This window comes from Bradyrhizobium sp. S3.2.6 (assembly GCF_040546885.1).
Classification (GTDB): domain Bacteria; phylum Pseudomonadota; class Alphaproteobacteria; order Rhizobiales; family Xanthobacteraceae; genus Bradyrhizobium; species Bradyrhizobium cytisi.
Map to the genome: position 1 here is coordinate 444938 of NZ_JBEPOS010000002.1, position 26607 is coordinate 471544.

24 protein-coding genes are annotated in these 26607 nt (G+C 64.1%); 22 read left to right on the forward strand and 2 right to left on the reverse strand.

The window, feature by feature from the left end; translation table 11 throughout:
• Window positions 1-111 precede the first annotated feature (111 nt).
• Complete coding sequence (locus tag ABID58_RS06360; protein WP_354031964.1) at window positions 112-885, reverse strand: Crp/Fnr family transcriptional regulator; 774 nt, start codon at window positions 883-885, stop codon at window positions 112-114.
• A 191-nt stretch (window positions 886-1076) separates the two neighbouring features.
• On the reverse strand, window positions 1077-1379 hold the full coding sequence (locus ABID58_RS06365; RefSeq protein WP_148754712.1) for a gamma-butyrobetaine hydroxylase-like domain-containing protein: 303 nt from the start codon (window positions 1377-1379) through the stop codon (window positions 1077-1079).
• A 199-nt stretch (window positions 1380-1578) separates the two neighbouring features.
• Between ABID58_RS06365 and ABID58_RS06370 the strand changes: the two genes are divergently transcribed.
• The 22 genes from ABID58_RS06370 to ABID58_RS06475 all read left to right on the forward strand — a co-directional run bounded on the left by ABID58_RS06370 (window position 1579) and on the right by ABID58_RS06475 (window position 26605).
• Window positions 1579-2352, forward strand: a complete 774-nt coding sequence (locus tag ABID58_RS06370) for a ferredoxin--NADP reductase (protein WP_354031965.1) — start codon at window positions 1579-1581, stop codon at window positions 2350-2352.
• A gap of 100 nt (window positions 2353-2452) precedes the next feature.
• Complete coding sequence (locus ABID58_RS06375) at window positions 2453-4195, forward strand: fumarate reductase/succinate dehydrogenase flavoprotein subunit (protein WP_148754689.1); 1743 nt, start codon at window positions 2453-2455, stop codon at window positions 4193-4195.
• Window positions 4196-4226: 31 nt separating this feature from the next.
• On the forward strand, window positions 4227-4460 hold the full coding sequence (locus ABID58_RS06380; protein ID WP_008141081.1) for a 4Fe-4S dicluster domain-containing protein: 234 nt from the start codon (window positions 4227-4229) through the stop codon (window positions 4458-4460).
• A 2-nt stretch (window positions 4461-4462) separates the two neighbouring features.
• On the forward strand, window positions 4463-5440 hold the full coding sequence (locus tag ABID58_RS06385) for a HEAT repeat domain-containing protein (protein ID WP_354031966.1): 978 nt from the start codon (window positions 4463-4465) through the stop codon (window positions 5438-5440).
• Window positions 5441-5574: 134 nt separating this feature from the next.
• The gene (locus ABID58_RS06390) at window positions 5575-6747 is read left to right on the forward strand and encodes a fumarylacetoacetate hydrolase family protein (RefSeq protein WP_148754691.1); all 1173 of its coding nucleotides are present in this window, start codon (window positions 5575-5577) and stop codon (window positions 6745-6747) included.
• 289 nt (window positions 6748-7036) lie between these two features.
• Window positions 7037-8002 carry a galactofuranose ABC transporter, galactofuranose-binding protein YtfQ gene (ytfQ, locus tag ABID58_RS06395; protein WP_354031967.1) on the forward strand — a complete coding sequence of 322 codons (966 nt, stop codon included), beginning with the start codon at window positions 7037-7039 and terminating at the stop codon, window positions 8000-8002.
• Window positions 8003-8120: 118 nt separating this feature from the next.
• A complete protein-coding gene (locus ABID58_RS06400; protein ID WP_354031968.1) occupies window positions 8121-9662 on the forward strand; it encodes a sugar ABC transporter ATP-binding protein in 1542 nt (513 codons plus the stop codon).
• Window positions 9659-10651 carry an ABC transporter permease gene (locus tag ABID58_RS06405; protein ID WP_354031969.1) on the forward strand — a complete coding sequence of 331 codons (993 nt, stop codon included), beginning with the start codon at window positions 9659-9661 and terminating at the stop codon, window positions 10649-10651. Before ABID58_RS06400 ends, ABID58_RS06405 begins: the two co-directional genes overlap by 4 nt.
• On the forward strand, window positions 10648-11628 hold the full coding sequence (yjfF, locus tag ABID58_RS06410) for a galactofuranose ABC transporter, permease protein YjfF (protein WP_354031970.1): 981 nt from the start codon (window positions 10648-10650) through the stop codon (window positions 11626-11628). The genes ABID58_RS06405 and yjfF overlap by 4 nt, the downstream gene beginning before the upstream one ends.
• Window positions 11625-12404, forward strand: coding sequence for a FadR/GntR family transcriptional regulator (locus ABID58_RS06415; RefSeq protein WP_354031971.1), 780 nt, complete (start codon window positions 11625-11627; stop codon window positions 12402-12404). Before yjfF ends, ABID58_RS06415 begins: the two co-directional genes overlap by 4 nt.
• Window positions 12397-13323, forward strand: coding sequence for a Gfo/Idh/MocA family protein (locus tag ABID58_RS06420; protein ID WP_354031972.1), 927 nt, complete (start codon window positions 12397-12399; stop codon window positions 13321-13323). Before ABID58_RS06415 ends, ABID58_RS06420 begins: the two co-directional genes overlap by 8 nt.
• A 2-nt stretch (window positions 13324-13325) precedes the next feature.
• Window positions 13326-14402, forward strand: coding sequence for an aldose epimerase family protein (locus ABID58_RS06425; protein ID WP_148754698.1), 1077 nt, complete (start codon window positions 13326-13328; stop codon window positions 14400-14402).
• Complete coding sequence (locus ABID58_RS06430; protein ID WP_354032184.1) at window positions 14402-15280, forward strand: SMP-30/gluconolactonase/LRE family protein; 879 nt, start codon at window positions 14402-14404, stop codon at window positions 15278-15280. The genes ABID58_RS06425 and ABID58_RS06430 overlap by 1 nt, the downstream gene beginning before the upstream one ends.
• Window positions 15281-15360: 80 nt before the next feature.
• Window positions 15361-16434, forward strand: coding sequence for a multiple monosaccharide ABC transporter substrate-binding protein (chvE, locus tag ABID58_RS06435; RefSeq protein WP_354031973.1), 1074 nt, complete (start codon window positions 15361-15363; stop codon window positions 16432-16434).
• Window positions 16435-16497: 63 nt separating this feature from the next.
• Window positions 16498-18075 carry a multiple monosaccharide ABC transporter ATP-binding protein gene (gene mmsA / locus ABID58_RS06440; protein ID WP_354031974.1) on the forward strand — a complete coding sequence of 526 codons (1578 nt, stop codon included), beginning with the start codon at window positions 16498-16500 and terminating at the stop codon, window positions 18073-18075.
• Window positions 18072-19262, forward strand: a complete 1191-nt coding sequence (gene mmsB, locus ABID58_RS06445) for a multiple monosaccharide ABC transporter permease (protein WP_148754702.1) — start codon at window positions 18072-18074, stop codon at window positions 19260-19262. The genes mmsA and mmsB overlap by 4 nt, the downstream gene beginning before the upstream one ends.
• Window positions 19263-19418: 156 nt before the next feature.
• Complete coding sequence (locus tag ABID58_RS06450) at window positions 19419-20795, forward strand: uracil-xanthine permease family protein (protein ID WP_354031975.1); 1377 nt, start codon at window positions 19419-19421, stop codon at window positions 20793-20795.
• 85 nt (window positions 20796-20880) lie between these two features.
• Window positions 20881-22245 carry an amidohydrolase family protein gene (locus ABID58_RS06455; protein WP_354031976.1) on the forward strand — a complete coding sequence of 455 codons (1365 nt, stop codon included), beginning with the start codon at window positions 20881-20883 and terminating at the stop codon, window positions 22243-22245.
• A gap of 208 nt (window positions 22246-22453) precedes the next feature.
• Window positions 22454-23110, forward strand: coding sequence for an HAD family hydrolase (locus ABID58_RS06460; RefSeq protein WP_354031977.1), 657 nt, complete (start codon window positions 22454-22456; stop codon window positions 23108-23110).
• Window positions 23111-23116: 6 nt separating this feature from the next.
• Window positions 23117-24067, forward strand: a complete 951-nt coding sequence (locus ABID58_RS06465) for a sugar-binding transcriptional regulator (RefSeq protein ID WP_148754706.1) — start codon at window positions 23117-23119, stop codon at window positions 24065-24067.
• A gap of 266 nt (window positions 24068-24333) precedes the next feature.
• Entirely contained in the window at window positions 24334-25644 is a 1311-nt protein-coding gene (locus tag ABID58_RS06470) for an ABC transporter substrate-binding protein (protein WP_354031978.1), read from the forward strand.
• 88 nt (window positions 25645-25732) lie between these two features.
• Entirely contained in the window at window positions 25733-26605 is an 873-nt protein-coding gene (locus tag ABID58_RS06475) for a carbohydrate ABC transporter permease (protein ID WP_354031979.1), read from the forward strand.
• Window positions 26606-26607 lie beyond the last annotated feature (2 nt).

The following is a 26607-nucleotide window of genomic DNA, read 5'->3' on the forward strand; positions in this document are numbered from 1 at the left end:
GGACAGGGCAAATCCGGAATGAACGCCGCAGTCGATTAGTTGCCGGGAAAAGCTGATTGCATACTCCTTGGGCAGTCCTGCACTATAAAGCCGCTTGCCTGTGCACCGGCGTCAGTCGGCGCCTTGGCCGCGCATCTCTTCCAGCACGTCGGGCCGGCAGACCACGATCTGCGATCGCTTGGTCACGACGATTCCCTTCTCCTGCATGCGTTTCAGGCTGATCGTGACCCATTGCCTGGTGGCGCCGACCATGTGGGCGATGTCGGCATGGGTGAAGGCGGCGGCGATCACCCGGCCGTCGGCATCCTCGACACCATAGAGATCGACCAGATGCAGCAACAGATGCGCAAGGCGCTGCGTGATCGAGCGTGTTCCGAGCATCTGGGCCAGCGCGGAATAGCATTTGCCCTTGAAAGTGAGGCCCTCGATCAGACCAATCGCGAGGTTCGGGATCTCGACGGCAAGCGACCGCAGCTCCTTTCCGGGCAGGTGCACCACGCTGCAATTGCTGGATGCGACGCCGGACCATTGATGCACGGTGCCTTCGAACACTTCGGGCCCGCCGACGAAATTGCCGACATGCCAGTAGGCGAGGGTAATCTCGCGTCCGAGCGGAGAGGTATAGAATACGCGAATGCGGCCGCTCTCGATCAGCCAGATGCCGTCGTGCTTGCCGCCCTGGCTGAACAGCGTCTGGCCGCGGTTGAGCACTTTTCGCCGGCCCTGCTTCAGCACCAGCTCTCGCTCGCGCGGAGAAAGTTTGTCCATCAGTGGTGGCGGCCCACCAATCCATTGCTGGTTCTCAGTCAGCAGCAGCGAGGAACTGCCCGCAGGCCGGATTGTCGGGGAAACAGTCCCGCGAACCGCATTCGCTGCCTGCAACATCGTCTGCCTCCGGAACGTTCAAATCGTTCTAAAGAGGAGCAATGTCCGTGCCAATCACTCGGCTGTCATCGTCCGCGAAGTGCAGGCGATCCAGTATTCCAGAGACGTCAAAGGGATACGGATAGGCCGCGGCGTACTGGATTCTCCGCCTTCGCGGGGAATGACAGCGGAGTGCGGGGGAGATCGAGCCCTTAACGCCCCGCCAAGCTCAGCAAATACGGCTTGGGGTAAATCCCCCGATTGTGTCCGTCTGAAAACGAGATGTTCAGACCGTAGCCGAGATCGCCGATCTCGGTAATCGCAATCCCAGGAAAAGCTTCAGGGAAGCGGCCGTCGAAGCGGGCGCGGGTGCAGTGGGCGCATTTGCAGGAGAGGCGGAGTTTTTCGGCAGGGACGCTCAGCGCATCGCCCTCGGTGGTGCGGACAAGGAGCGTCGCGAGATCGGCGCTGGCTTCATAGTCGGCCACGGTCGGTGCCACCAGGGCTATGGTCATGAGGTATCTCCGGCTCTCATTTACGTCGATGCCGGCGAGCGCGAATAGCAACTAATTGCCGGCGCGGACGTGGCCCACGTGCCATCTCTTCAATCACCGCTCGCGAATTGTGAAACTAATCGACCGGGATTTTCAATTCCGCGTTGCCGGAATCCCGTCTCTCCGAAACTTTGTGCGCCATCGACGGCAAGGAGAGACCATGAGCGCATTTCAGAAGGAAACGATTTTGTCGGTCAGGCACTGGACCGACTCCCTGTTCAGCTTCACCGCGACGCGCGATCCCGGCTTCCGTTTCCAGAATGGCCAGTTCGCCATGATCGGGCTCGAAGTCGAGGGCAAGCCGCTGATGCGCGCTTACAGCATGGCGAGCGCCAATCATGAGGAAGAGCTCGAGTTCTTCTCGATCAAGGTGCAGGACGGTCCGCTGACCTCGCGTCTGCAGAAGATCAGGGAAGGCGACATCATCCTGGTCGGCCGCAAGGCGACCGGCACGCTGATCACCGGGAATCTCATTCCCGGCAAGCGCCTCCTGCTGCTCTCGACCGGTACCGGCCTCGCGCCGTTCGCCAGCCTGATCAAGGATCCTGACGTCTATGAGAATTACGAGACCATCGTGCTCGCCCATGGCTGCCGGCAGGTCTCGGAGCTCGCCTATGGCGAGCACCTTGTCTGCGGTCTGCGAGATCACGAATTCTTCGGCCCTCTGATCCGCGACAAGCTGGTCTACTACCCGACCGTGACCCGCGAGCCGTTCCGGAATCGGGGCCGCATCACCGACCTGATCGCCTCCAACCAGATGTTCGACGACATCGGGCAGTCCGGCCTTGATATCGAGACCGACCGCATCATGCTCTGCGGCAGCCCGGCAATGCTGGAGGAACTCCCCGCGATGTTTGCCGCGCGCGGCTTCGTCGAGGGCAATCACAGCCAGCCCGGCCATTTCGTGATCGAGAAGGCTTTTGTCGAGCGCTGAGGCGCAAATCGCAGCCCGGCGACAACTAATTGCTATCGCCGGCACGTCACCTGAACAAATCTGATGCAAAGGCGCCGGATCGGCGGACCAGGAGCAAGCGATGGCACTAGATCAGATCGTCGACGGACTTTCGGAAGTTTCCTGCGATGTGCTCGTGATCGGCGGCGGCACAGCCGGCCCGATGGCGGCGCTGAAGGCGAAGCTGAAGAACCCGAAGGCCAATGTCGTCCTGCTCGAAAAGGCCAACGTCAAGCGCTCCGGCGCGATCTCGATGGGCATGGATGGGCTCAACAACGCCGTCATCCCTGGCTATGCGACGCCGGAGCAGTACACCAAGGAAATCACCATCGCCAATGACGGCATCGTCGATCAGAAGGCGGTCTATAAATATGCCCAGAACTGCTTTGAGATCATCGAGGAGCTCGACAGTTTCGGCATCCGCTTCCTGAAGAACGAGAACGGCGATTACGCCGTCAAGAAGGTGCACCATATCGGCACCTATGTTCTGCCGATGCCGAACGGCGAGACCGTGAAGAAGGCGCTCTACCGCCAGCTCCGCCGCGCCCGCATCCTGATCTCGAATCGCTACATGGCGACGCGGCTGCTCAAATCGTCCGACGGTCGCATTGCCGGTGCGATTTCCGTCAACACCCGCACGGCCGAGATCCTGGTGATCAAGGCCAAGGCCGTGATCCTCTGCATGGGCGCCGCCGGCCGGCTCGGTCTGCCGACCTCGGGCTACATGTTCGGCACCTATGAGAACGCCGCCAATTCCGGCGACGGCTATGCGATGGCGTATCACGCGGGTGCGGCGCTCGCGAACCTCGAATGCTACCAGATCAATCCGCTGATCAAGGATTATAACGGCCCGGCCTGCGCCTATGTCGCCGGTCCGTTCGGCGCATTTACAGCCAATAACGAGGGCTCGCGCTTCATTGAATGCGACTACTGGTCCGGTCAGATGATGCTGGAGTTCTACAACGAGCTGTTGTCCGGCAAGGGCCCGGTGTTCCTCCAGCTCAAGCATCTGCATCCTGACACGATCTCCGAGATCGAGTCCACGCTGCACAAGGTGGAGCGGCCGACGCGCGGCCTGTTCCAGCAAGGGCGTGGGGTCGACTACCGCAATGACTCGATCGAGATGCATATCTCCGAGATCGGCTTCTGCTCCGGCCACAGCGCCTCGGGCGTGTTCGTCGACGACAATGCCCGCACCACCGTGCCCGGCCTCTACGCCGCCGGCGACATGGCGAGCGTGCCGCACAATTACATGCTCGGCGCCTTCACCAACGGTTCGGTCGCCGGCATCGATGCGATGGAGTTTGCCGACAATCACGACTTTGCGGAGTTCGATGCGCAGGACGTCGCAAAGGAGCGTGACCGTGTGCTGGCGCCGACCAGGCGCGAGGACGGCATTCCGCCGAACCAGGTCGAGTACAAGACCCGCCGCCTTGTCAACGACTATCTCCAGCCGCCAAAGGTCACGCGCAAATACGAGCTCGGCATGCGCCGTCTCGCCGAGACGCGGCAGGACATGCAGGAGCATATGATCGCACGCAACGCGCACGAGCTGCTCCGCGCCCTCGAAGTGCAGTCGATCATGGATTGCGCCGACATGGCGGTGCATGCCTCGCTGTATCGCGAGGAAAGCCGCTGGGGCCTCTATCACTGGCGCACGGATTTTCCGGAGAAGGACAACGAGAACTGGTTCTGCCATACGCTGCTGTCCAAGCAGAACGGCAAGATGACCAGCGAGAAGCGCGCGGTAGAGCCCTATGTCGTGCCGATCGCCGACGACGAGAAGGACCTCTACGACAAGCAGCGCATCCGCGCCACTGCCTGATCCACCGCACCCTAGCAACAGGAGACATAAAATGCCTCTCGCGTCCTATCAGACATCGGTTCCGGTGGTCGTCGACGACGCCAAATGCATTGCCGATAAGGGCTGCACCGTATGCGTCGACGTCTGCCCGCTCGACGTGCTGCGCATCAGCGACATGACCGGCAAGGCCTACATGGCCTATGACGAGTGCTGGTACTGCATGCCCTGCGAGGCCGATTGCCCGACCGGCGCCGTCACGGTCAACATTCCCTATCTGTTGAGGTGAGCATGTCGAGCCCGTTCGAATCCTACGACGATCTCGAAGACGCCGACGAGCGGCTTCAGGCCGCCGATCCCGCCGAGCGCCGCGTCGCGATCATCGCGCTCGGTCATTCCGGCGACCCCGCCGCGGTTGGTCATCTCGCCAGTATCGTAACCGATCCCGATGCCGGCGTGCGCCAGCAGGTCGCGATGGCGCTGGGCGAGTTCGACGGGCCGGAAGCGGCAGGCGCGCTGGTGAAGCTGCTGGTCGATCCGGAAAGGATCGTGGCATCGGCCGCGGCCGACAGCATGGCCGAGTTCAAGGATCCGGCTTGTGCTGAAATCATTCTGCCGCTGGTCAAGCACGCCCACGCCTTCGTCCGCATGGGCGCGCTGCGCGCGCTCAAGGAGTTACGGCGCAAGGATACGCTCAAGCCCGCGCTGGAAGCGCTGCAGGATTCCGATGCCGCCGTGCGGGTGCAGGCGATCGGCGTGATCGGCTTCCTGAAGCTGGAGGAATCCATCCCCGCGCTGACCGCGCTGATCAACGATCCCGATGCGCATGTCCGCCGCGCCGCCGTGAGCGCGCTGGCCTTTTCGCAGATGAAGCCCGCGGCTGAGACGATTACGCGAGCCTTGAAGGACGCCGACTGGATGGTCCGCGAGATGGCGGCGGAAACGCTCGGTCTCAACGTCAACGGTTCGATCGCCGCCGACCAGCTCGTCGGTGCGCTCGCTGATGGGTTCTGGCAGGTGAGGCTGAAGGCGATCCGCAGCCTCGGCAAGATGAAGATCGAGCGCGCGGTGCGGCCGATCGGCAATTGCATCAACCACGATCAGGCGAATTTGCGCAAGGAAGCGGCCGCCGCACTCGGTGAGATCGCCCATCCCGACGGTGAAGCATTCCTGGCCGTCATCGCCGACGATGCCGATCCGGATGTCCGCAAGAACGCACGCTGGGCCTTGCAGCAGATCGCGGCCCGGAAGGCGCGAGCAGGCACATAAAAGGCGCGGGCAGGGGCATAGCGGCTCATCGCTGCCGGTCTGGACTTCCCCTGCCAGACGTTTATTTGTCTTCGCCAACGTGACCGGCTTCTGATTGAACGCGGCCGGTCCGAAAAACAGCGAGGACGCCGGCCATGACGACACTGTCCGTTAAAGACCTTCTCCCCGAGGATGGAACAAAGGGGACGCTGGTCGGTCGCGTCTGGCTGCCGCAGGCGAACGGTCCGGCGGTGGTCGCCGTGCGCAGCGACGGCGTCTTCGACGTCACCGCGAAATTCCCGACCGTCAGCGCCCTCTGCGAGGAGGACAATCCGGCCAAGTCGCTTGCCGCGACCAAGGGCGAGCGTATCGGCGATCTCGAAGCCATTGTCGCCAACACGGCGCCGGATGGGCGCGATACGAAAAAGCCCTGGCTGCTCGCGCCGGTCGATCTCCAGACCTTGAAGGCTGCCGGCGTCACCTTCGCCATCTCGATGCTGGAACGCGTGATCGAGGAGCGGGCCAAGGGCAATCCGGCCTCGGCCGACGCGATCCGGAAGGAAGTGACACGATTGATCGGCGACGATCTGTCAAAGCTCAAGCCGGGCTCGGACCAGGCGATGCATCTAAAGCAGGTGCTGATCGACCAGAACGCCTGGAGCCAGTATCTCGAGGTCGGCATTGGCCCCGATGCCGAAGTCTTCACCAAGGCGCCGACCCTGTCCTCGGTCGGCACCGGCATGGACGCCGGGCTGCATCCGAAGTCGACCTGGAACAACCCCGAGCCGGAGCTGGTGCTGTTCGTCTCCAGCCGCGGCAAGATCGTCGGCGGCGCGCTCGGCAATGACGTGAATCTGCGTGACTTCGAGGGCCGCTCGGCGCTGCTGTTGTCGAAGGCCAAGGACAACAACGCCTCGTGCTCGATCGGACCGCTGCTACGCCTGTTCGACGACACATTCACGCTCGACGACGCGCGCAAGCTCAATATCAGCCTGAACGTGAGGGGCGCGGACGGTTTCGTTCTCGACGGCCATTCCTCGATCAGCATGATCAGCCGCGATCCGACCGATCTCGTCGCGCAGACCATCGGCAAGGTGCATCAGTATCCTGATGGCTTCGTTCTGTTCCTCGGCACGATGTTCGCGCCGGTCAAGGATCGCGACGCGCCGGGGCAGGGCTTCACCCACAAGCGCGACGACATCGTCACCATCGCCGCACCTCAGCTCGGCAAGCTCGTCAACCGCATGCGCACCAGCGACGTGTGCGAGCCCTGGACGTTCGGCATCGGCGCACTGATGAAGAACCTGGCGCAGCGGAAGTTGATCTAGCGCTTCGCGTCTCCGCGCGTCGACTAGGTCGCCATCCGCACGGCGCACGGTGGCCCCACACTAACTAACTCCGTCATCTCCACGTTGCATCAGTGGACGAAAGTCCCGCTTGGCGTGTGATCTGCTCCGCCAACTCGGCATCTCTCTTCATTCGGCTAAATAGTCAGATAATATGACTATACGGACGTAAACTTCCGTGAAATAGTGCCTCCCGCCGCCCTCAAAGGCCGGCTTGAGGGTGCCATGCTACCAATCGGCGCCCCGGACAACATTTTGGGAGACACGCCTGATGACCTTCAAAGCCCTTTTTGCGGCCAGCGCCACGGCCGCGTTGTTGCTCGCGCTGCCGGCCAATGCGGCCGAGCTCACCATCGGCTTCTCGCAGATCGGATCGGAATCCGGCTGGCGCGCGGCCGAGACCTCGGTCTCCAAGCAGGAGGCCACCAAGCGCAAGGTCAATCTCAAGATCGCCGATGCACAGCAGAAGCAGGAGAACCAGATCAAGGCGATCCGCTCCTTCATCGCGCAGAATGTCGATGCGATCTTCCTCGCGCCCGTGGTCTCGACCGGCTGGGATTCGGTGCTGAAGGAAGCCAAGGAAGCCAAGATCCCGGTCGTGCTGCTCGACCGCGACATCGATCCGTCCGGCAAGGACCTCTATCTCACCGCCGTCACCTCGGACAGCGTGCATGAAGGCGCGGTCGCCGGCGAATGGCTTGCCAAGACCGTAGGCGAGAAGGCCTGCAACGTCGTCGAATTGCAGGGCACGGTCGGCGCCAGCGTCGCCGCCAACCGCAAGAAGGGTTTTGACACCGCCATCGCCAAGCACGCCAATTTGAAGGTGGTGCGCAGCCAGACCGGCGACTTCACCCGCGCCAAGGGCAAGGAAGTCATGGAGAGCTTCATCAAGGCCGAAGGCGGCGGCAAGACGATCTGCGCGGTCTATGCTCACAACGACGACATGATGGTCGGCGCGATCCAGGCGATGAAGGAAGCCGGCCTCAAGCCGGGCAAGGACATCCTCACCGTCTCGATCGACGCGGTTCCCGATATCTTCAAGGCGATGGTGGCGGGCGAGGCCAACGCGACGGTCGAGCTGACGCCGAACATGGCGGGCCCGGCCTTCGATGCCGTCGCGGCGTTCAAGGAGAAGGGCACTGTTCCGCCGAAGTGGATCCAGACCGAATCCAGGCTTCTCACCGTCGCCGACGATCCGCAGAAGGAATACGACAGCAAGAAGGGCCTCGGTTACTGAGGCGGGCACCTTGCCGGATCGCGCTTTGCGGTCCGGCAACCCCCCTTCGCATCCGCCGCACGAACGAATAGGCTGGGTGTCCGCAGCATAAGCGGGCGCCGGTGGGAGTGACGTCGTTATGGAGAACAGCCTTGATCCGGCTTCTTGCCTGCTGGAGGCGCGCGGGATCAGCAAGAGCTTCGGTGCGGTGCGCGCGTTGCAGGAGGTCGACTTCACGCTTCGTCCTGGCGAGATCCATGCTCTGCTCGGCGAGAACGGCGCCGGCAAATCCACGCTGATCAAGGTCATCACCGGCGTGTTCCCGCGCGATGCCGGTGTCGTCCGTCTGGGCGGCGAAGAGGTCGCGCCGCGTTCTGCCAAGGCCGCGCTGCAGGCCGGTATTGCCACCGTTTACCAGGAGGTCAACCTGCTGCCGAACCTGTCGGTGGCGCAGAACCTGTTTCTCGACCGCCAGCCGATGCGCTTCGGCATCGTGCGCGAAGGCGAGATGCGTCGCCGCGCCAAAGCGCTGCTCACGGAGTTCGGCCTCGATATCGATGTCGCAGCGCCACTCGACCATTATTCGGTGGCCGTACAGCATGTCACAGCGATCGCGCGGGCCGTCGATCTTTCCGCCCGCGTGCTGATCCTGGACGAGCCGACCGCGAGCCTCGACCGTCATGAGGTCGAGATACTTTTCGGCATCATGCGCCAGTTGGCCAAGCGCGGCTTCGGCATCGTCTTCGTCAGTCATTTCCTCGACCAGGTCTACGAGATATCCGACCGCATCACCGTGCTGCGCAACGGTCGCCTGGTCGGCGAGCGCGAGACCGCTTCGCTGCCACGGCTCGAGCTGATCCGGATGATGCTCGGCCGCGAGCTGGCCGAGACCACCAGCGCGCGGGCGGCAGTCGGCGAGCACAAGGTTCGCGAGATCTGTGCGAGTTTCGAGAACTACGGCAAGGCCGGCTATGTCGCCCCGTTCAATCTCGAGCTGCGCCGTGGCGAGGTCGTTGGCCTCGCTGGCCTCCTCGGCTCGGGTCGCACCGAGACGGCGCGGCTGGTGTTCGGCGCCGAGCGCGCCGATGGCGGGCAGGCGAGGGTGGAAGGCGCTTCCGTGCGGCTGCGGTCGCCGCGAGATGGCGTGCGCCACGGCTTTGGCTATTGCCCGGAGGAGCGCAAGACCGACGGCATCGTCGCCGAGCTCACCGTGCGCGAGAATATCGTGCTGGCGCTTCAGGCCAAGCGCGGGCTGCATCGGCCGCTGTCGCGTCGCGAGCAGGACGAGATCGCGCGCCGTTACGTCAAGATGCTCGACATCCGCCCGCCCGATGCCGAACGGCCCGTCGGCCTGCTCTCCGGCGGCAATCAGCAAAAGGTTCTGCTGGCGCGCTGGCTCGCGACTTCGCCGCGGCTCCTCGTGCTGGATGAACCCACGCGCGGTATCGATGTCGGCGCGCATGCCGAGATCATCCGCCTGATCCGCGAGCTCTGCGACGATGGGCTGGCGTTGCTCGTGATCTCCTCGGAACTCGACGAGATCGTGACCTATTCCGACCGTGTGGTCGTGCTGCGCGATCGTGCCCATGTCGAGGAGCTCTCGGGCGAGGCCATCGACGTCACCAACATTCTCGCGGCCATCGCCGCCGATGGCGCAGCGATGCAAGAGGCCCGGGCATGACAGCGCTATTGCCGCGCCGCGGCCTTGCCCAGATCCTTGCGCTGATCGTCATCCTGGCAGTCGATCGCGTGGTGTCGCCGCAATTCTTCGACCTGCGTCTCCAGGACGGCCGTCTGTTCGGCAGCATCATCGACGTGCTCAACCGCGGCACGCCGGTGGCGCTGCTCTCGCTCGGCATGGTGCTGGTGATCGCGACGCGCGGCATCGATCTCTCCGTCGGCGCGGTAATGGCGATCTGCGGCGCGATCGCGGCGAGCCTCGCCGACAGCCACGGCCTGCCGGTGGTGCTGGCGGCGGCGCTCGGCGCGGGGCTCGTCTGCGGATTGTGGAACGGCTTCCTCGTCGCGGTGCTTGGCATGCAGCCGATCGTGGCGACGCTGATCCTGATGGTCGCCGGTCGCGGCATCGCCCAGCTCATCACCGAAGGTCGCATCGTGACCTTCACGTCGCCGGATCTGGTCTGGCTCGGCAACGGCGCCATTCTCGGCGTGCCGGTGCCGATCGCGATTGCGCTCGGCATGCTGCTCCTCACCGGCGCAGTGGTGCGCGGCTCGGCGCTCGGGCTCCTCATCGAGGCGACCGGCGGCAATGCGCGGGCGAGCGAGCTTGCCGGCGTCGGCACGCGCGCGATGATCTTGGCGGTCTATGTCTGGTGCGGCGTTTGCGCCGCGCTCGCCGGCGTGATCGCCGCGGCCGACATCATGGGCGCGGATGCCAACAATGCCGGCCTTTGGCTCGAGCTCGACGCCATCCTCGCGGTGGTGATCGGCGGCACCTCGCTGTTCGGCGGCCGCTTCAGCCTTGTCCTGGCGGTGCTCGGTGCGCTGATCATTCAGACCATGAACACCGGCATTTTGCTGTCAGGCTATCCGCCGGAGTTCAACCTGCTGGTCAAGGCCATGGTGGTGCTCGCGGTGCTGCTGCTGCAATCGCCAAAACTGTCCGGCTTTGCCGGTATCATGGCGTGGCTGCGGGGGACGAAACCATGAAAGGCCTGCCGCCCGTCCTGATCACGGCCCTCGTCCTCGTCGCAGGCTTCGCCCTCTGCGCGCTGCAGTTTCCCAACATCGCCTCGACCCGCGTGGTCGGCAATCTCCTGACCGACAACGCCTTTCTTGGCATCGTCGCAACCGGCATGACCTTCGTCATCATCTCCGGCGGCATCGATCTGTCGGTCGGCTCGGTGATCGGCTTCACCACCGTGTTCGTGGCGCTCTCAATCGAGCGCTGGGGTGTGCCGCCGCTGGTCGCTTTCGTCGCCATCATCGTGCTCTCGGCGGCCTTTGGCGCCGCGATGGGCGCGATCATTCACGTGTTCGACCTGCCGCCGTTCATCGTCACGCTTGCCGGCATGTTCCTGGCGCGCGGCGCGAGCTTCTTGCTCTCGACGGAATCTGTGCCAATCACGGCGCCGGTCTATTCAACCGTGTCGGATTTCGCGTTGCGCATGCCCGGGGGCGGGCGGTTGACCGCGATCGCGATCATCATGCTCGCCATCGTGATTGGCGGCGTTCTGCTGCTGCGTCTCACCCGGTTCGGCGCCAATGTCTATGCACTCGGCGGCGGCCGGGCCACCGCAAGCCTGATGGGCGTCGCGGTCGGCAGGATGACAGTGAAGATCTACATGCTGTCGAGCGTGCTCGCAGGGCTAGCCGGCATCGTGTTCTCCTTCTACACCAGCGCCGGCTATTCTCTCTCCGCCGTCGGCGTCGAGCTCGATAGCATCGCGGCCGTGGTCATCGGCGGCACGCTGCTCACGGGCGGGCAGGGCTCGGTGATCGGCACCTTCCTCGGCGTGCTGATCCAGGGCATGATCCAGACCTACATCAATTTCGACGGGACCCTGTCGAGCTGGTGGACCAAGATCGCGACCGGCGTCTTGCTGTTCGCCTTCATCGCCCTGCAGCAGGGGCTGGTCGCACTGGCGCGACGGCCGGTGGCGAAACGCGCGGGAGCCGTCTCATGACCTCGCGCATCGTCATCATCCCGACAAGGCGGGCTCATTCCAACCACGCGGAAGTGGCTCGCTCGATCGGCGTCGATATCATCGCTGGCCGCTATGCGGAAGGGGCGCGGCTTCCGGGCGATGCCGAGCTGATTGCGATGTTCGGCGTGTCGCGGCCGGTGCTGCGCGAGAGCGTGAAGACGCTGGTCGCCAAGGGGCTTTTGACTACCAAGGCGCGGGTCGGCACCGTCGTCCGCGAGCGCGCCGCCTGGAACATGTTCGATGCCGACGTGCTGGCCTGGCATCTCGACGCCGGCATCGACAAGCGCTTCCTCGACGACCTTGCCGAGATCCGCCTCGCGGTCGAGCCGCGCGCCGCAGCGCTGGCGGCGGCGCACCGGTCCGAGGAGGATATCGCAGAGCTTCGCCGCAGCATGGAACGGATGCGGCTCGAGGCTTCCGATTCCGTCAGCTTTGCCGATGCCGACCTCGCGCTGCACGTTGCGGTGGCGCGGGCATCGGGTAATCTGTTCATGCGCTCGATCGGGCATGTGATCGAGGCCGCCTTGCGCGCCTCGTTCCTGCTCAGTGCCCCGGTCGAGCCGGAGGACCGCGACACCGTGCTGCTCTGGCATCAGAAGATCGTCGATGCGATCACGTGCGGCGATGCCGGGATGGCGTCGGAGGCGATGGTCTATGTCATTCACAACGGCATGCGCCGCCATGAGGGCACTGTGATCGAGACGGCCCCTGCCGAGCCGCTGCCGTCCGCGAAAGTGGAGAATAAGCGTGACTGAACTTCGCATCGCCATCGTCGGCTTCGGCAAGATTGCGCGCGACCAGCATGTCGGCGCAATTGCCGCAGTGCCAGGCGCGATGCTCGCCGCAATTGCGAGCCGCAACGCCTCGCTGCCGGGCCTGCCGCATTTCGCGACCGTCGAGGAACTGCTGGATAAGGGACCGCAGATCGACGCGGTGTCGCTCTGCACGCCGCCGCAGGTGCGTCGTGGCCAGGCCGCCGCGGCTCTCGCCGCCGGCAAGCATGTCATGCTGGAGAAGCCGCCCGGCATCGGCGTTGCCGAGCTCGATCCGTTGATCGCGATGGCGTCGGAGGCAAAGCGGACCCTGTTTGCGACCTGGCATTCGCGCCATGCACCCGCGGTCGAGCCGGCCCGCGAATGGCTGGCTGCGCGCCGGATCAAATCGGTGCACATCAATTGGAAGGAAGACGTCCGCGTCTGGCATCCCGGCCAGGCCTGGATCTGGGAGCCGGGCGGGCTCGGCGTGTTCGATCCCGGTATCAACGCGCTATCGATCCTGACCCGCATCCTGCCGAGGCCGGTGTTTGTCATCGCGGCTGAGCTCGCTTTTCCGGCCAATTGCCAGTCGCCGATTGCCGCCAATTTGACGCTGACCGACATCGGCGGCTTGCCGATCACGGCCGAATTCGACTTCCGCCAGACCGGGCCGCAGAGCTGGGATATCCTGGTCGAAACCGACGAGGGCCGGATGACCTTGTCCCGCGGAGGCAGGATCATGGCGGTCGACGGCAAGGTTGTTGCCGACGCGCCCGATGAGGAATATCGCGAGTTGTATCGGCGCTTCGTCAAGCTTGCCGCGAGCGGCACGAGCGACGTCGATCTGGCACCGCTTCGCCTCGTTGCCGACGCTTTCCTGCTCTGCAAGCGCAACATCGTCGAACCATTTGTGGACTAGACATGGCTGGCTCGAAAATAACAAAAGACGTTTTTGGAACGCTGCCAGACGGACGCAAGGTCGAGCGCATCGTGCTGTGCGGCGAGGGCGGGTTTGAGGCTCGCATCATCACTCATGGCGCGGTGATCCAGGCGCTGATCGCGCCGGACGCTAAGGGCGGTTACGACGACGTCGTGCTCGGCCATGATGCCTTTGCCGGCTATCTCGCCGAACGGAAGTTTTTTGGCGCGACCGTCGGCCGCTACGCCAACCGCATCGCCAACGGGCAGTTCTCGCTCGATGGCGAGACCTTCCAGCTTCCAATCAACAACGGCCCGAATGCGCTGCATGGCGGCCTCGACGGCTTTGACCGCAAGCTCTGGGACATAGCCGAGCTCGACGATGGCGCTAGTCCTGCGGTTACGCTGACCTACAGCAGCCCGCATGGCGAGGAGAATTATCCCGGCAAGCTCGATGTGCGCCTGACCTATCGCGTCACCGGGCCGGCCGAGCTGTCGTTGACGATGGAGGCACGGACCGACCGTCCGACCATCGTCAACCTGACCAACCACAGTTTCTTCAATCTGGAAGGCGCGACCTCAGGCACGCCCACCCTCGATCACAGGCTGACGGTTAAGGCCGAGCATTTCCTGGCCATCGATCCCACCGCGATTCCGCTGCCGGAGCCGCCGCGCGCCGTGGCCGGCACGCCGTTCGATTTCCGTGAGGCACACGCCGTCGGCGCGCGCATTCGCGAGAGCGATCAGCAATTGCGCAACGGCAGGGGCTACGACCACACCTATTGTCTCGCGCGCGACGGCAAGCTCGCGCTCGCGGCCCGGCTGGAGGCGCCGCGCTCGGGTCGCATCATGGAGCTGTTGACCGATCAGCCCGGCCTCCAGGTCTATTCCGGCAACTATCTCGACGGCACGATCTCGGGCAAGGGCGGCAAGCTGATCCGGCAGTCGGACGCGTTGTGCCTGGAGCCCCACATGTGGCCCAATTCACCGAACCGGCCTGATTTCCCGAGCCCGCGCCTCGATCCCGGTGGCGTCTATCGGCATCACACCGTCTATCGCTTCGCCGTGAGGACGCCATGATGGAGGAGGTGCTGACCTCTGTTCTCTCCGCCGACCACTGTCACCTCGGCGAAGGCCCGACCTATGATGTCACCACCGATACAGCGTGGTGGTTTGATATTCGCGAGGGGCGCCTGTTCGAGGCGCATCTTGGCAGTGGCGCGATCCGCATCCATGCGCTTGGCCGGATGGCGAGCGCGCTTGGGCGGATCGATGCCGAACACCAGCTGGTTGTCGCGGAAGATGGTTGTTACATCCGCAGCGTGGCCGACGGCGCGATGACGCTGTTCTGCCCGCTCGAAGCGGACAATCCCGCCACGCGCTCCAACGATTGCCGCGTGCATCAATCAGGCACGTTCTGGATCGGCACCATGGGACGCAAAGCCGAGCGGGAGCTAGGAGCGATCTACGCGCTCCACCGCGGCAAGATCTCGACGCTGTTTCCTGGCATCAGCATTCCCAACTCGATCTGCTTTTCGCCGGACGGCACCACTGCCTATTTCACCGACACCGCGCGCGCCGTGCTCTATGCGGTGCCGCTCGATCCCGCCACCGGCCTGCCGCGCGGCGAACCGGAGGTGCTGCTGCATCACACTGGCATTGGCGGCCTCGACGGCTCGGTATGCGACGCCGACGGGCAAATCTGGAACGCCTGCTGGGGGGCGGGCCGCGTCGACGTCTACTCGCCGCAAGGCGAGCGCCTGCGCTCGCTGCGCGTGCCGGCCAGGCAGGCGAGCTGTCCCGCTTTCGTCGGCGCCGATCTGTCGCGCCTGCTCGTCACCTCGGCGTGGCAGGATATGGATGCCGAGGCGCGCGCCGCCGATCCGCAGGCCGGCTGCACCTTTCTGCTACAAGCCTCCGCGCGCGGTCGCGCGGAGCCCGATGTCAAGCTCGCATAGGAGATCCGAAGCCGACGCCGACCTTTACCTCTGTTCTCGACGACACTAAGAATCAGTCTGATACCCAAAGGGAGTGAAGCATGTTGAAATTGAAGACGACATTTCTCGCATTGGCGCTGGCCGGCGCCGCAACGATGGCCGCAGGCGTCACCGCCTCCGCACAGGAGAAGGCGACCGTGGGCATCTCGATGCCGACGAAATCCTCGGCGCGCTGGATCGACGACGGCAACAACATGGTCAAGGTGCTGAAGGAGCGCGGCTACAACACCGACCTGCAATATGCCGAGGACGACATCCCGAACCAGCTCTCGCAGGTCGAGAACATGGTGACCAAGGGCGCGAAGGCGCTGGTGATCGCCGCGATCGACGGCACCACGCTGTCTGACGTGCTCAAGCAGGCCAAGGCCAAGGGCATCACCGTGATCGCCTATGACCGCCTGATCCGCGGCACGCCGAATGTCGACTATTATGCGACCTTCGACAATTTCCAGGTCGGCGTGCTCCAGGCGGAATCGATCGAGAAGGGGCTTGGTCTCAAGGAAGGCAAGGGTCCGTTCAACATCGAGCTGTTCGGCGGCTCGCCCGACGACAACAACGCCTACTTCTTCTACAACGGCGCGATGAGCGTGCTGAAGCCCTATATCGATAGCGGCAAGCTCGTAGTCGCCTCCGGTCAGATGGGCATGGACAAGGTCGCGACCTTGCGCTGGGACGGCGCCACCGCCCAGTCCCGCATGGACAATCTGCTCAGTGCCTACTACGGCAACAAGAAGGTCAGCGCGGTACTGTCGCCTTATGACGGCCTCTCGATCGGCATCATCTCCTCGCTGAAGGGTGTCGGCTACGGCAGCGCCGATCAGCCGATGCCGATCATCTCGGGCCAGGACGCCGAGGTGCCCTCGATTAAGGCCATGCTGCGCGGCGATCAGTACTCGACCATCTTCAAGGACACCCGCGATCTCGCCAAGGTGACCGCCGACATGGTCGACGCCGCGCTCGCCGGCAAGCAGGTGACGGTCAACGACACCAAAACCTATGAGAACGGTGTCAAGACCATCCCGTCCTATCTCCTGAAGCCGGTCGTGGTGTACAAGGACAATTGGGAGAAGACCCTGGTTGACAGCGGCTACTACAAGAAGGCGCAGTTCCAGTAAGAGACCTGTTCCCTCTCCCCGCTTGCGGGGAGAGGGAACCAGCATCGATCGAGGACGAAAATCATGACCGCCATGCTGGAGATGCGCAACGTCAGCAAGAGCTTTGCCGGTGTTCAGGCGCTGCGCGACGTCAACTTCTCGGTCGAGGCCGGCCAGATCCACGCCCTTGTCGGCGAGAACGGCGCCGGCAAATCGACGCTGATGAAGGTGCTGAGCGGCGTCTACCCGGCGGGCAGCTACGAAGGCACCATCGTCTTCGAAGGCGAAGAGCGCCGCTTCCGCGACATCAACGATTCCGAAGCGCTCGGCATCATCATCATCCACCAGGAACTGGCGCTGATCCCGCTGATGTCGATCGCGGAAAACATCTTCCTGTCGCATCCGCCGTCGAAGCTCGGCGTGATCGATCGCGACGAGGTGTACCGGCGGACGCGCGAGCTGCTTGCGCAGGTCGGACTGAAGGAATCGCCGGATACGCTGATCACCGATCTCGGCGTCGGCAAGCAGCAGCTGGTCGAGATTGCGAAGGCGCTGTCCAAGCGCGTGCGGATGCTGATCCTGGACGAGCCGACCGCGAGCCTGAACGAGGCCGACAGCGCAGCCTTGCTGGAACGCCTTATGAAATTCCGCGAGCAGGGCATCGGCTCGATCCTGATCTCGCACAAGCTCAACGAGGTCGCCCGCGTCGCCGACCACATCACCGTGCTGCGCGACGGCCGCACCGTCGACGGTATCGACTGCCGCGCCGAGCCGATCCAGGAAGACCGCATCATCCGCAGCATGGTCAACCGCGATCTCGCCCATCGCTTCCCCGAGCGCAGCGCCAAGATCGGCGAGCCCGTGCTCGAGGTTTCGAACTGGTCGGTCTATCACCCCATTCATCCCGATCGGCAGGTGATCAAGAACGTCAATTTCGGCGTCAAGCGCGGCGAGGTCGTCGGCATCGCCGGGCTGATGGGCGCCGGCCGCACCGAGTTCGCCATGAGCCTGTTCGGCCGGTCTTGGGGCACCAATGTCAGCGGCCGCATCGCCCTCGAAGGCCACGAGATCGCGCTGACGAGCGTTGCCGCCGCGATCGACGCCGGCCTTGCCTATGTCACCGAGGACCGCAAGCAGCTCGGGCTGATCCTGGCCGACGACGTCCGCAAGAACATTACGCTGGCAAGCCTCAAGCAGGTCGCGCCGGGGCGGGTGATCGACGACATCGCCGAGCTGAAGGTCGCCAGCGACTACCGTACCCGCATGCGGATCCGCTGTTCCGACGTCTACCAGGAGACCGGCCAGCTCTCCGGCGGGAACCAGCAGAAGGTCGTGCTGTCGAAATGGCTGATGACCGACCCCAAGGTCCTGATTCTGGACGAGCCGACGAGGGGCATCGACGTCGGTGCCAAATACGAGATTTACTGTATCATCAACGAGCTTGCGGAAGCCGGCCGTGGCGTGGTTGTGATCTCCTCGGAGATGCCAGAGCTGCTCGGCATCTGCGACCGCATCTGCGTCATGAACGACGGCGCCTTTGTGGGCGAGTTCCCGGGCGCTGAGGCGACACAGGAAAAGATCATGCGCGCCATCATGCGCAACGAACGAAGCAATGGAAATGGCGCGGTCGAGGCCGCGGAGATGGGAGGATCGCAGCCATGACCGACAAGACGGTTTCGCTGCCCGAAGAGCGCCGGCACGGCAGCTTCATCAAGAACAATCTGCGCAACTACGGCATGCTGATGTCGCTGATCGCGATCATGCTGTTCTTCCAGGTCATGACCGGCGGCACGCTGCTGCAGCCGCTCAACCTGACCAACCTGGTGTTGCAGAACAGCTACATCGTCATCATGGCGCTGGGCATGCTGCTGGTGATCGTCACCGGCCATATCGACCTGTCGGTCGGTTCGGTGGCGGGTTTCGTCGGTGCGGTCGCCGCTCTCCTCATGGTGACCTACAAGGTCGACTACACGCTCGCCTTCATCATCTGCCTCGCTGTCGGCGCGGCCATCGGCGCCGCGCAGGGCTATTGGGTCGCCTATTTCAAGATTCCGTCCTTCATCGTGACCCTGGCCGGCATGCTGGTGTTCAAGGGCCTTGCGCTTGCCGTTTTGCAGGGCCAGTCGCTGGGGCCGTTTCCGTCGACCTTCCAGAAGCTGTCGTCGGGCTTCATTCCGGAGGTGCTGCCCGAGGCCGGCACGCTGCATCCGACCTCGATGCTGATCGGCGCGGTACTGGCATTGGGGCTGGTCTATGCCAGCGCCAAGAGCCGCACGCGTGAGGTGTCACACGGCATCGAGGTTGAGCCCTACGCGTTCTTCCTCGGCAAGAGCGTCGTGCTCGCCTGTGCGGTGCTGTACTTCACCTATCTGATCGCGACCTATCGCGGCCTGCCCAACGTGCTGGTCATCATGAGCGCCCTGATCGCGCTCTATGGCTTCGTCACCCGCCGCACCGTGATCGGCCGGCAGATTTATGCCGTCGGCGGCAACGCCAAGGCTGCAGGCCTGTCGGGTATCAAGACCGAGCGGCTGACCTTCTTCACCTTCGTCAACATGGGCGCGCTGGCCGCGCTCGCCGGCCTGGTTTTTGCCGCGCGCCTCAACACCGCAACCCCGAAAGCGGGCCTTGGCTTCGAGCTCGACGTCATCGCCGCCTGCTTCATCGGCGGCGCCTCGGCCTATGGCGGCGTCGGGCGCGTCGGCGGCGCCGTGGTCGGCGCCATGATCATGGGCGTGATGAACAACGGCATGTCCATCCTCGGCATCGGCATCGATTACCAGCAGGTGATCAAAGGACTGGTGCTGCTCGGGGCGGTGTGCATCGACGTGTATAATCAGCGACGGTGAGGGGCGGTATCGGGTGGCGATGGATGTCGGACGGGTCGTCGGCTGACGTCCGCCAGCCATGCGGGGCCTAGGTCACGCTTCGGCCAGAACACGGCAATACCACCGAGTGGCGGCACAACATTTGCTTCGTTTTACGGGATTGCAAGGACCCGTGAGATGCCCGCTGCCGTTACCGATCCCGTCGACGAAGTCCTGCCGGTGTCTCGGCTCATCCTGCTCGGGCTGCAGCATGTGCTTGTGATGGCGGCCTCGCCGATCACCGCCGTGTTTCTGGTCGGCAGGGCGCTCCATCTGTCATCTGACCTCACCGTCAACCTGATCAGCGCCACGTTTCTGATGTGCGGGCTCGGCTCGCTGTTGCAGAGCATCGGCCCGTTTAGGTTTGGTGCGCGGTTGCCGTTCATCATGGTGCCGGGCGGTGCTCCGATCGTGATCTTTCTTACGATCGCGCAGCAGACCGACATCCAGACCGCGTCGGGCGCGGTCATCCTCACGGCGCTATTCTATTTTGTGTTTCTGCCCGTGTTCGCGCGTTGCGTGATCTACTTCCCGAGGCTTGTCATCGGTACGATGCTGCTGCTCGTCGCCATCAACCTTGTCAAGGTATATGGCGGCATCATCACCGGCACGCCTGGTTCACCGGATTTCGCAGCTCCGAAGGGCGTCCTCCTGGCGCTATGCACGGTCGGCTTCACGCTGATATTCGCGCGCTTGTTCACCGGCATCGCAGGGCAGTTGTCCGTCCTGTTTGGCCTGTTGATCGGGACGATCGCTGCCGCGTTGACCGGCAATATGAGTTTCGACGGCATCCTGTCGGGTCCCGTCATTGCCTTGCCGCAGCCGTTTCCGTTTGGAGTGCCGCACTTCGACCTCGTTTCGGCAGTGCCGCTGATCGTCTTCAGCATCATCTCTATGGCGGAAGCTACGGGACAGACGGTGGCGATAGCGGATGTGGTCGGCAAGGAGATCGTGCCGCGTGACGATGTGTCGAAGACAATTCGCGGCGACGCGCTGATCTCATTGTTGGGGGGATGCTTCGGGACGTCGCTCATCATCACCAGCGGCGAAAATATCGGTATCGTCCGCGCCACCGGCGTGCGGTCGCGCTACGTGACCGCGACGAGCGGGATCATCCTGCTCGTCATCGCCCTGCTGGCGCCGCTCGGCCGGCTGGTCAACGCGATCCCCGGCGCCGTCGTCGGCGGCACCGCGATCATCGTATTCTGCATCATCGCGGTGATGGGCATCGATATGCTGCGCAAGGTGGATCTGCGCGAGCACGGCAACCTATTCACGCTCGCTGCTGCGCTCGCAGTCGGTTTGCTGCCCATCCTGGTGCCCGGCATTTACAGCAAATTTCCCGCCGGTGTGCAGATGATCCTTGGCAACGGGCTTGCCGCCGGAACCGTCGTCGCGGTGCTCCTCAACATCCTGTTCCATCATGTCCGCCCGAAATTTGCCTTCGGCCACGCAGAGCCCGCCGGCGAACTTGCCGATCCAATTGCGCCCGACACGCAAGTGGCGGCCGAGTAACGATTTCCGCTCGCCGCTCCAAACCAGTCTAGGTTCAGTCATGCCTCCCGATCTCAGTCCGGACCAGTTGACCGCCGGAGAACTGATGCTGGCCCCGGACCAGTTGATGCTCGGCGACGGGCCCGTCCCGGACCATGCGGTCGTCGTCAGCGGCGGCAAGTTCGCAGACGTCGGCCCGCGGATGCAGGTCCGCGCGCGTCATCCCGGTCTCGCCGAGCTGCTGCTGCCGGGCAAGCTCTTGATGCCCGGCTTCGTCGATGCGCACCACCATCTGACCCAGACGTTTGGCAAGGCGCTGGCCTTCGGCGAACCGTCGGAGATTTTCCGGCGCATCTGGGTGCCGCTCGAAGGCGTGCTCGACGACGAGCTCGTCTACCTCACCGCCAAGGCTGCGGCATTGGAGTCGCTGCGTGGTGGTTTCACCGCGGTGGTCGATGCCGGGACGCGCGCCGAGGGGAGCGTTGCGGCGGTCGCAAAGGCCACCAAAGAAGCCGGCCTGCGCTGTGTCCTCGGCTTCATTTGCAACGATCTTGGTGGCGGCGGGGCGGCGGCAGATCGCGACACGATCTTGGCTCGCGCTGAAGCGCATCTCGCACGCTGGCGCGCCGACAGTCTGGTGCATCCATCGCTGGCAATCTCGATTCCCGAGGCCGCCACCGCCGACATGCTGCGCGAGACGTCGTTCCTGGCTGCGCGTTCTCGCGCAGTATTCCAGAGTCATGTCAACGAGCATCTTGCTGCCGTCGAGCGTTCGCTGACGCAGGTGGGACGACGTCCGCTCGAATACCTCTACGATCTGGGCGTGCTCGGCCCGCATGTTTTGATCGCCCACGGCACATTGGTCACGCCCACGGAACTCGCAATGCTGCGGGAAACCAATACGGCGGTCGCCTATAATCCCGTTGCCTCGCAATGGAAGGGCAATGCGGTGGCGCCGGCGACGCTGATGGCGACCCTCGGCATTCGCTTCGGCATCGGTACCGACGGCACGCGCAGCGACGCCTTCCGTCTGGTCGATGCGGCCGAGGCTGCGCAGAGGCTTGCGTTCGGGCTTGCCAACGGCGACTCATCCTGTGGCGGTGGTTGGACCTGGCTCGAGCACGCGACCCAGCGAGGCGCGGACGCATCGGGACTCGCCGGTGTCACCGGCGCGATCGCGCCCGGCCTTGCCGCGGATTTTCTGCTCGTCGACATCGATGTGCCGGAGTTCAGCCCGTCCTGGGATCTGACGTGGGAACTGGTGCGGCTCGGCAACCGCGACCAGATCGTGGCAGTGTTTGTCGCAGGCCGCTTGCGGCTCTGGCGGGGATGGCCGGTCGATTGGGACGGCCGCGCCCTGATGCATGAGATCGCGCGCCGCGCCCGCGATGCGGTCGCTCGCGCTCCGATCCAGCGCATTCATCCGGTTTCGCAGAAGCATCGGGCCGCCAAGCTCGAACGGAAGCGTTAGGGCGGTCTTCAGGCATAGTCGCCGATGATCGATACCGGCGGTGCGCGTCTGCCGGACAAAGGTGCATTTGCGCCGTGCCCATTCTCGCTTGCTCGATGTTGCGCGGAGGAAATGGGCGCGCGTCGCTTGACGTACCCTGATAGTCCTCGACAGATCGGCCAGTGGCTGAGCTATTGCCCAGTGAATGAGTATATGATCGAATGCGGCGATGGATCCAGGCAAGCCCGATCTGATCATCTTCGATTGCGACGGCGTGCTCGTCGACAGCGAGTTGTTGAGCTGCCGCTGCCTCTCCGAGGTTCTGGCGGAGTTCGGCCTTCGGCTCAGTGTGGAGCAGGCGCTCGAACTCTTCCTCGGGCGCAGCACCAAGGCGATCGAGCAGCACTATCGCGATCTCGGGCACACCCTGCCTGACGATTTCTTTCCGGGCCTGAAGGCGCGCGTGCTCGAGACCTTTGCGGGAGCGCTCCAGCCGATCCCCGGCGTCGGCGCGGTTCTGTCCGAATTGGAGACGCCGCGCTGTGTGGCGTCGTCGAGCGACCTCGACCGCGTCTCGCTGTCGCTGGACGTCACCGGCCTCGCGCGGCATTTCGGCGACCGGCTCTACACCGCAGAGATGGTCAGGCGCGGGAAGCCGGCGCCGGATCTCTTTCTTCACGCTGCCGGGAAAATGCAGGCCGATCCCGCGCGCACGCTGGTGATCGAGGACAGTGTCAGCGGCGTGCAGGCTGCCAAGGCGGCAGGCATGATGGTCTGGGGATTTGTCGGCGGTGACCATTATCGCGCGCGCGATGGCCGCGCTATATTGTCCGCCGCCGGAGCCGATCGGGTCTTCGCGCGCATGAGCGAATTCTGGGAGGCGTGAGGCCGCATGGCCGTCGAGAACGAAAAATCCAGGCTCGACGACGCCGCGCGTGCCGGCTGGCTCTATTTCATTGCCGGCCACACCCAGGACGAGATCGCAAAGATGCTCCAGGTGTCGCGCGCCTCGGCGCAGCGGCTGGTGTCGCTGTGCCTCGCCGAGCGGCTGATCACGTTCCGGCTCGAACATCCGATCGCTGCCTGCATGGAATTGGCCGCGCAGCTGAAGGAGCGGTTTGACCTTAGCTATTGCGAGGTGGTGCCGGCCGATCCTGCGGCGCCTCAGGCCACCGCCGGCATCGCCGAGCGCTGCGCCAATCTGCTGGACGCGACGCTGCGCTCGGAGACGCCTGTCATCGTCGCGCTCGGCACGGGGCGGGCGGTGCGCGCCGCTGTCGAGCGCGTCACGCCGATCGACCGGCCCAACCACCAGATCGTCTCGCTGGTCGGCAACATCTCCGCCGACGGTTCGGCGAGCTTCTATGACACCGTCGGCCGGCTCGCCGACCGCACCGGTGCGCGGCATTACCCGATGCCGCTGCCGTTCCTGATGTCGTCGGAGGACGAGCGCAACAAGATGGTGCGGATCGAGCCGATCGCGAAGGTCAAGGCGGTGGCGGCCAAGGCGGACTTACGCCTCGTCGGCATCGGCCAGATGGACCAGAAGGCGCAGGTCCATGTCGATGGCTTCGTCACGCGCGATGAATTGTTCGAGATGATGCGGCAGGGCGCCATCGGCGAGATCACCGGCTGGGCCTATGATTCCAAGGGACGCGTGCTCAAGGCCGGCACCAACAAGCGCCTCACCAGCATTCCGCCGGAGGTCCCGGCCAAGACCACGACCATCGGCGCCGCGGTCGGTGCGGCCAAGGTGCCGGCGATCGCGGCTGCGTTGAACGGGGGTCTGATCAACGGCCTGATCACCGACGAGGCCACCGCAAGGGCGATCCTGGAGCGGTAGGGCGGGCTGTCTCGCCGCTTGAGCCGCTGTCATCATCCGCGAAAGCGGATGATCCAGTACGCCGCGGCCCAGCTTGGGGCAAACCAACTGACTGCACGGATTACTGGATGCCCCGCCTTCGCGGGGCATGACGGAAAGGTTGCCGCACCGCAGCACTCATAAGTTGCGGGGAAGGCTGCGAGCCTGCTTGACAAGCGCCGCCCCTCGTCCGAACATACGCCCAACGCGTGGGCATATGCTCAAAAGCGCGGGCTAGGGAGGTCACCGTGAAACAATTTTTGGGCGCCGTCTGCGGCGCGTCCGTACTGCTTGCCGTCCCCGCGATGGCCGAAACGACCCTGACGATCGCCACCGTCAACAATGGCGACATGATCCGCATGCAGGGCCTGACCAGCGAATTCACCAAGGCGAACCCCGACATTTCGGTGAAATGGGTGACGCTCGAGGAAAACGTGCTGCGCCAGCGCGTCACCACCGACATCGCCACCAAGGGCGGCCAGTTCGATGTGCTGACCATCGGCACCTACGAGGTGCCGATCTGGGCCAAGAAGGGCTGGCTGGTGCCGCTCGCCAATCTCGGCGCCGATTACGACGTCGCCGACCTCCTGCCGAAGATCAAGGATGCGGTCTCCGTCGACGGCAAACTCTATGCCGCGCCGTTCTACGGCGAGAGCTCGATGATCATGTACCGGACCGATCTATTCGAGAAGGCCGGCCTGAAGATGCCGGAAAAGCCGACCTGGGATTTCGTCATCGACGCCGCCAAGAAGCTCACGGACAAGAACGGTGGCGTCTACGGCATCTGCCTGCGCGGCAAGGCCGGCTGGGGCGAGAACATGGCGTTCCTCTCGGCGATGGCCAATTCCTACGGCGCGCGCTGGTTCGACGAGAAGTGGGAGCCGCAATTCAACACGCCGGAATGGAAGACGACGCTCACGACCTACGTCAACCTGATGAAGGACGCCGGACCTCCAGGTGCGAGCTCGAACGGCTTCAACGAGAATCTGGCGCTGTTCAACGCCGGCAAGTGCGGCATGTGGATCGACGCGACGGTGGCGGCGTCCTTCGTCACCAATCCGAAGGATTCCAAGGTCGCCGACAAGGTCGGCTTTGCGCTGGCGCCCAACACCGGGCTTGGCAAGAACGCCAACTGGCTGTGGGCCTGGAATCTCGCGATCCCAGCCGGCTCGAAGAAGACCGAGGCGGCCGAGAAGTTCATCGCCTGGGCAACGAGCAAAGATTACACCAAGCTCGTGGCGTCGAAGGAGGGCTGGGCCAACGTGCCGCCCGGCACGCGCACCTCGCTCTACAAGAACGATGAGTATCTGAAGGTCGCGCCGTTCGCGAAGCTGACGCTGGCCTCGATCGACGCGGCTGATCCGAACAAGCCGACCGTGAAGCCCGTGCCTTACGTCGGCGTGCAATATGCCGCGATCCCCGAATTCCAGGGCATCGGCACGCAGGTGGGGCAACAATTCTCCGCGGCGCTTGCGGGCTCGATGACCGTTGATGCGGCGCTGACCGCCGCGCAATCCGTCACCGAGCGCGAGATGAAGCGCGCCGGCTACATCAAATGAACCCGAGCTCTCCCTGAGCTCAAACTTGCGGCCATCCTCCAACCCCGGATGGATGGCCGCCTTCTTCCTCCAAGCGGAGAGCCTGAGGATGGCAACCCGGCAGACGCAGCTCCTTGCGCGGTCGCTCCTGACCCCGGCCGTCGGGCTCTTGTTCATCTGGATGATCGTCCCGCTCGCGCTGACGCTCTATTTCTCCACGCTGCATTACAGCCTGCTCGATCCTGGTTCGGAATCATTCGTCGGGCTTGAGAATTTCCGCTACTTCCTCACCGATCCCGCCTTCCTCGCCTCACTCCAGAACACGCTGGTGCTGGTCGGCTCGGTGCTGGCGCTGACGATCCTGCTAGGCATTCCGCTGGCGCTGCTGATGGATCAGCCGGTGATCGGCCGCAACATCGTGCGGCTGATGGTGATCGCGCCGTTCTTCGTGATGCCGACGGTGAGCGCGCTGGTCTGGAAAAACTTGCTGATGCATCCGGTATCCGGCCTGTTTGCCTGGCTCGCAAGATTGGTCGGGGCGACGCCGATCGACTGGTTCACCGACGCGCCGCTGTTTGCCGTGATCCTGATCGTGGCCTGGCAATGGCTGCCGTTCGCGACGCTGATCCTGCTCACCGCGCTGCAATCGCTCGACGAGGAGCAGAAGGAGGCGGCCGAGATGGATGGCGCCAGCGCCGTCTCGACCTTCATCTACATCACGCTGCCGCATCTGGCACGCCCGATCACGGTGGTGATCCTGATCGAGACCATTTTCCTGCTGACCGTGTTCGCCGAGATCTTCGTCACCACCGGCGGCGGACCGGGTCTGCAAACCACCAACATCGCCTTCCTGATCTACTCGCAGGCGCTGATCCAGTTCGACGTCGGCAGCGCCTCGGCGGGCGGCCTCGTGGCCGTCGTCATCGCCAACGTGGTCGCCTTCTTCCTCGTCCGCATCGTCGGCCGCAACCTGGAAGCCTAAAA